The sequence below is a fragment of the Flavobacterium sp. genome (genome assembly GCF_043778725.1).
Lineage (GTDB): Bacteria > Bacteroidota > Bacteroidia > Flavobacteriales > Flavobacteriaceae > Flavobacterium.
In genome coordinates this window covers 1-6795 of the sequence record NZ_JAYWFT010000016.1, presented here as the reverse complement: position 1 = coordinate 6795, position 6795 = coordinate 1, and the positions used below count along the sequence as shown (strand labels likewise).

The following is a 6795-nucleotide window of genomic DNA, read 5'->3' as shown; positions in this document are numbered from 1 at the left end:
AGTTATTGCAGCTTCTGTAGTAATATCTTTTCCCGAAATTACTCCTATTTTTTTAAGCGTTGTACTGGTTTCATATTGTCCCATGCTTACACTTCCGCCAGAACATTGGGTTACATTAATAACATACAAACCATTTTTGATGGCTTTTTTCAAAATTTGAATTAGCCAATCTTCAGTTGGAGCGTTTCCAGAACCATAGGTTTCTAAAACAATTCCTTTTAAGTTTGGAATCGCCATAATTGCCGAAAGTACATTTTCATTTATTCCAGGAAACATTTTTACAATAACTACATTGTCATCAAGTTCTCTATGAACCACAAATTTCTTGGTTTGTTTAGGAAAAAGTGCTGTCGAATTTATTTTTAAATGCACTCCAGATTCTGCTAATTCATTATAATTTGGTGATGCAAAAGCGTTAAAATGTTCGGCGTTTATTTTTGTAGTTCGGTTGCCACGGTATAATTTATATTCAAAATATAGACACACTTCGTGAATTACAGATTTTCCTTTTTGTTGTAAAGAAGCAATTTGAATCGCCGTAATTAAATTTTCTTTGGCATCGGTTCGCAAATCTCCAATTGGCAATTGTGACCCAGTGAAAACAACAGGTTTGGCTAAATTTTCGAGCATAAAACTCAATGCCGATGCCGAATACGACATCGTATCTGAACCATGTAACACTACAAAACCATCAAAATTTAAATAATTTTCTTCTATTATTGAAGCAATTTTCATCCATTTGTCAGGATTCATGTTAGAAGAATCAATAGGTTTCTCGAAAGAAATAGTTTCAATATGACAATCCAACTGTTTCAGTTCTGGAATTTTTTGCAATAACTTTTTAAAGTTGAATGCTTTTAAAGCTCCAGTTTCGAAATCTTTCATCATACCAATTGTTCCACCGGTATAAATTAAAAGTATGTTGGGTTTAGATTGCATTCTCGTACTTAGATTTATTCACAACAGGATTAGCATACATGTTCAAGAAACCTTCCATCATAATTTCATTAGAACAATCTATTTTCATCTCTAATCTTCGTTCGAATAATGATTTTTCATCTTCGGTATAATGCTCTTTATATTTATCGGTTTTATTCAATATATCGAAGGCAATATAATTGGTTGGCCACAATTTATAGGATTGCAAAATAGAATCGTCAATTGTTTGTGCCAACGCTTGAACTTGCTTGTTGGTATTGTCATTTTCAAGAGTAATTTGATCCAACTCTGTATCCAAAACATCACCAACATGAATGTGAATGCGTTTCTTCTGACCAATAATTCCGCTTAACAACGTTATAAAATCTTCATTTTTTTCTTTAACGTAAGTCTCTGCCTTTGCTTCGGCCATTAATTGTGGCATTTTTAAAGCATCGGTTGGATCATATTCGTAGGAAATAGAAACGGGTACAATTTTTAATTTCTTAAAATAATCCATAACATTTTTCTCGTCAGAACCCATTCCGAGCATTTTTAAAACTCCCGAATGTGTGGCGTCATTTCCGTCTTTAGTTCGTCCTTCACGTTGCGCAATCCAAACAGAACGATTTTCACGAAGCAATAATTGTCCGATATATTCGGCCATTAACTTCGAACTTTGCAATAATTCTCGTGGAGATAATCCTCGTTGAACCAAGAAATTTCTATTTAATTTAGCCAACGTATTCATAAAATCGCGCTTCACTAAATTGTCACCAATTGCAGAAGCCGTCATGACCAAACCGTGTTCGAAAAGGCAGGTATTAAGCAAAGATGTGTCTAAAATAATATCTCTATGATTGGATATAAAAAGATAAGATGTGTTTTTTTGTAGTTTTTCAAACCCAGAAGTCGATAAACCTTCAGACGATTTTTCTAACACTTTTTGAACCGCTTGATAAATAAAATTACACTGAAAATCTCTTATTGAATGGGTTCTTCTCAACTGTTCTTTCCATACTTCATCATCAACATCTGGAAACGTAAAATCCATTATTGCTTTCATCATCGGATGATTTACTGATGCGCGAATGGCTTCATTTACCTCGGTATCGTAAAACGGACGAATTGCGTCAAATTTCTGCATTTTGGTTTTTATTTTAAGAGCAACAAAAGAACAAAAAAAATATGACTTATTTAATATTTAAAGGTTAAATGCCTATAAAAGTGAATAAAAAAAGACACTAATTTCACTAATTTGCACGAATTAATTAGCTAATAAGATTTCACGAATATTCAAAAAAATAGTAATTCATGTTACAATTCAAAAAAAACAAAAAATTAAACTCCAAAAATAGCTTTAGAATTTTCGGTAGTAATTTTGGCTATTTCTTCTATTGGAAGATTATAAATTTCTGCCAATTTTTGAGCTACTAAAAGTGTGTAACTACTTTCATTTCGCTTGCCACGATGCGGAACTGGAGCCAAATAAGGAGAATCGGTTTCTAGAACGATGTGTTTTAAATCGATTTTATCTAAAAACTGATCTATTTTTCCGTTTTTGAAGGTTGCAACGCCGCCTATTCCGAGTTTTAATCCTAATGATATTGCTTTTTCAGCTTGTAAAAAATCGCCAGTAAAACAATGAAAAATTCCAAATAAATCGTCGCTTTTTTCGCTTTCTAAAACTTCAAATGTTTCATCAAATGCATCACGACAATGAATATTTATGCCTAATTTGTATTTTTTGGCTAATTGAATTTGATACCTAAAAGCATGTTGCTGAGTAGCTAACGTAGTTTTATCCCAAAATAAATCAATTCCAATTTCTCCAATGGCGTAGAATTTTCTTTTAGCCAATTCAGTCGCTACATGCGCCAATTCTTCAAGATAATTTTCTTTAACATAACACGGATGCAATCCCATCATCAAGAAAACATTATCTGGAAATTGAGACTCCAAATCGTACATTTTTTGAGTATAAGTTGAATCAATCGACGGAATAAAAAATCGTGAAACACCAGCGTCAATGGCACGTTGCATCATTTCGCTTCTATCGTCTTGAAATTGAGAAGAATATAAATGGGTATGGGTATCGGTAAGAATCATTTTGAAGTTGCTTGTTTCGAGTTACAAAAGTAGTAAAATAATACTTTTTTTTCATTTCGACGAAGGAGAAATCACACAATATAATCCTTTATACGATTCTGCTTCGTCGAAATGACAGACTTGAATTAATCTAAATCTTTAAGCAATTTCTGTGCTTTTTCATAATCTTCGGCATCGGCAGAAATTTGTTTTAAGTACGCTTTACATTCTTCTATTTTGTTTTGTTTTAGATTGGACAACGCTAAGTACCAAATTGCTTTTTCTTTATAAACTGATGTGCCTTTTTGTAAATTGGTAAAATTAGTAGTAGCTTCATTAAATCTATTTTCTTCCAATAAAGAAATTCCGTAGAAAAATCTAACTTCGGGTTTGTCATAATCTTTCAATACTATTTCAAAATTTTCATTTGCAACTTTATAGTTTTTGTTGTTGAAAGCTTCTTGAGCTAACTTTAAATTTTTAATAATGCTTCCACGCTCTGTAAAATAAGCATTTTCGTGCTGGTTATAATCGCCATATTCTGGTGTTCCTTGCATCATAAACCAAGTTCCAAATGCCAAAACAACCGATGCTGCAACAGCATAATAATAGGGTTTAAAATTAATAACTTTTAATTTTTTACCTTCCTTCTCTGTGAAATTTTCTTTAGAAATTGACTTCAAATTTTCTTTAAACGCAAAGGTTTCTTGATCAAATTTGGTTGCTAAAAACTGTGTTGTTTCTTTATAAAGTTTAAATTTTTCTTGCAATTCTATATCATTTTGAAGTTGGTTTTCAAATTCCAATTTTTCTTCTTGCGACATTTCGTTACTGAAATAATTTTCGAATGTTATGTACAATTGCTCGCTCATGACTTTAATATTTTAAAGATTTGTATCTGTTTGATTGCTGAATCATTTCGGTTAACTGTCCTGTGCAAAGTGATTTTTTTTTGCGCACATAACCATAAGTAACATTCAGTTTTTCGGCTACTTCTTCCATCGTTTTGGTGACAAAACTCAGTTTGAGTACTTCTTGACATTTCTCGCCTAGCTTTTGAAACATTTCGTCGAATAACGATTGTTTTTCATCAAAAACTTCGGTTTGAAAAGTCATCTCTTGAACCGATTCTTCTATAGATACATTTTCATCCAATAATGTTACCTCTTTATTGAATGCTTTTTTCAATTCGTTAAGCCAACGTCTTTTGCATAGCAGAAAAAAATAAGCATCAAACGGACAACTTAATTGCAAACCACTAGTTTTTGCCTGATTGTAAATAGTTATGAGCACTTCTTGAATAACATCTTGTGCTTGATCATCGTCACCACTATTGATTCGAATGTAGTTTTTAACTTTTGGAACAAACTTCTTATATATAGATTGAATAATACTAGAATTGTTTTGGAGTAATCCATCTATATATAATTGGTCAGGATGAATATTTTTTTCTGTCATAACTGCCTTATTTACTGCTAATTTATAAAGAATATGAAATAAACAATCAAGAATATGAAATAAATTTAGACTGAAAGGGTAACAATTTTAAAACTTGATTGATATAAGTATATAAAGTTCATATTAATGGTGGTTTTAAAAAGATATCTGAAAATAAGTTTATACAAATTTTAAATAAATTTAAATACATGGGTAACAAATTTAAACACTAGTTGATATAACTACATAACAGAAAATTATTTACTAAAACATTTAAATCTTAGAAATCATGAAAACAGTTAAAAAAATCGGACTTTTATTCTTATTGGGAATAACAATTGTAGGTTGTTCAACAGGAACAACTCCAGTACCAGTTGCTGCTTGTAGCGCTACTAACACAATTTTTAATCAGCTTTACAACAATGTCGTTGCACTTCCAGGACATCAAAACGCTGTTACATTTGACACAGAAATTCACGAATACACTTTTACATTATCACAAAACAAAACTATTTGTAGTATTGGATACCAAAGTTTACCTGCCGTGGCTGCAACTCCATATTTAATGGAAATTATCGACAACAACACAAATACTATTATCTACTCTGCAAACCATGTTTTTTCATCTGCCAATACAAGTTATGTTTCTATAACTCCTATATCAATTGTTGCCAATCAATCTTACACCATTAGACGCACGCTTCTTTTTACAAATGCATTGAACAATTTTGCAAATATTAGAGGACGTGTTGTACATCAACCTGGTGCATTAGTGAGTTTTCCGCAATCTTTTGGGATAATGACCATTACAGGAGCCAATTTTTATCAAAATGGTGGACCACTTTTAAATATGGGAATTCCTTATATAGATTTTGCTTACTACTAGTAGAAAATAATTAAAAATAAAATAAAACTGGGGTAACAATTTAAAACCCCAGTTGATATAACATTATAAAACAACAATTTAAAAAAAAGAAATCATGAAAACATTAAAAAACAGTAGCCTTTTACTTTTAGCATTAATTGCTCTATCCAGTTGCTCTAACGAAGACAACACTACCAACGAACCAATAATTCCAAGTGCGCAGGCATTTACAAATCTTCAAACTGCGGCTTTGAATAGTGTTACACAAAATTTCACACTTACAGCCGAGAACGGATTGGCGACATTTATTTCTACCAACGGCGTAACAATTAAACTAAACGGAAATGGATTAAGAAAAAACGGAAATCCTGTAACTGGACTTGTAGATGTAAAATACAGCGAAGTATTTGACGGAGGAAAAATGTTAACTACAGACAAAACTACAATGGGATTGCAAGCCAACGGACAAATGTCTTTAATCATTTCTGGCGGAGAATTTTATGTTAATGCTACACAAGGTGGCGTTCAACTAACAACAGTAAATCCAATTTTATTGACTGTACCTACAGTATTAACTGGTGGACCAAATGCTGCCATGACACTATGGACAGGACAAGCACCAACAGCAGCTGCTAACATGTTGGGTTGGATTCAAACTGACCCTGGACCAACAGGCGCAAATGGTGTAATTGTAAACGGACAAGGAACAACTACTCCTGGAACATACAATGCAACTTTACCAAGTTTTGGATGGTCCAATGTAGATAGATTTTATAATGATCCGCGACCAAGAACGCAACTCCTAGCAACAGTTCCAACTGGATATAACGAAACCAACTCGGCTATTTATTTACACTATGACGGTCAAGGATCTAGTTTAGCAAAATTTGACAAATACTTAACTGCATCACAACAATTTTCTGAACATTACGGACAGATACCAATAGGATTAGTATGTCACGCAATATTTGTAACAGAAGACAACGGACAATGGCGTTATGCAATTAAAGCGTTCACAGTACAATCTGGTGATGTTTATAATTTTACTTTATCAGAAACTGTTTTGGGCAATCAAGCACAATTAGAAGCAGCAATAAATGCATTACCATAAAGAAGCTCACTACTAGGTTAATTCATTTTTTAGAGAAAGTGGTGGCAAGTTCACCACTTTTTTTAGTATCAAATTGTAACAACACCGTTAAACAACGGATATAAAATACCGTCGATTAACGGATACAATTACCGTTGATTAACTGATGATTTATTTGGTGATAGTTTGCAGTTTTGTACTGTAATTATCTAACAACAAATAAATTAAAACTGGCGCAACCCGAAAAGCCAAAAAAAGAGTAGGGAAAAATAAAACTAAAACAATGAAAAAATTATTTTTAATTACCGCAGTACTTTTTTTACAAATACAAATGTATTCGCAAGAAAAAACCAAAATAACATTTGGAGGTAATGTTGCTTACCATTTTGGAACTAGT

At 32.3% G+C, this 6795-nt stretch carries 7 protein-coding genes; 2 read left to right on the top strand and 5 right to left on the bottom strand.

Going from position 1 to position 6795, the window contains the following annotated elements:
- The 5 genes from ACH2CG_RS02055 to ACH2CG_RS02035 form a co-directional block, all read right to left on the bottom strand.
- On the bottom strand, positions 1-939 hold a 939-nt coding region (locus ACH2CG_RS02055; RefSeq protein WP_395061704.1), incomplete at its 3' end, for an asparaginase.
- Positions 929-2065 (bottom strand): 1-acyl-sn-glycerol-3-phosphate acyltransferase, encoded by a 1137-nt coding sequence (locus ACH2CG_RS02050; RefSeq protein WP_395061702.1) that lies wholly within the window; start codon positions 2063-2065, stop codon positions 929-931. The genes ACH2CG_RS02050 and ACH2CG_RS02055, both read right to left, overlap by 11 nt.
- 194 nt (positions 2066-2259) lie before the next feature.
- Positions 2260-3027, bottom strand: a complete 768-nt coding sequence (locus tag ACH2CG_RS02045; protein ID WP_395061700.1) for a TatD family hydrolase — start codon at positions 3025-3027, stop codon at positions 2260-2262.
- A gap of 125 nt (positions 3028-3152) precedes the next feature.
- Positions 3153-3878, bottom strand: a complete 726-nt coding sequence (locus ACH2CG_RS02040) for a tetratricopeptide repeat protein (RefSeq protein ID WP_395061698.1) — start codon at positions 3876-3878, stop codon at positions 3153-3155.
- 4 nt (positions 3879-3882) lie between these two features.
- On the bottom strand, positions 3883-4464 hold the full coding sequence (locus tag ACH2CG_RS02035; RefSeq protein ID WP_395061696.1) for an RNA polymerase sigma factor: 582 nt from the start codon (positions 4462-4464) through the stop codon (positions 3883-3885).
- A gap of 268 nt (positions 4465-4732) precedes the next feature.
- Here ACH2CG_RS02035 and ACH2CG_RS02030 point away from each other — a divergent pair, with 268 nt between their 5' ends.
- Positions 4733-5329: a hypothetical protein gene (locus ACH2CG_RS02030; RefSeq protein WP_395061694.1), complete on the top strand. Its 597-nt coding sequence runs from the start codon at positions 4733-4735 to the stop codon at positions 5327-5329.
- Between the two features lie 94 nt (positions 5330-5423).
- A complete protein-coding gene (locus ACH2CG_RS02025) occupies positions 5424-6419 on the top strand; it encodes a hypothetical protein (protein WP_395061692.1) in 996 nt (331 codons plus the stop codon).
- Positions 6420-6795: the final 376 nt, after the last annotated feature.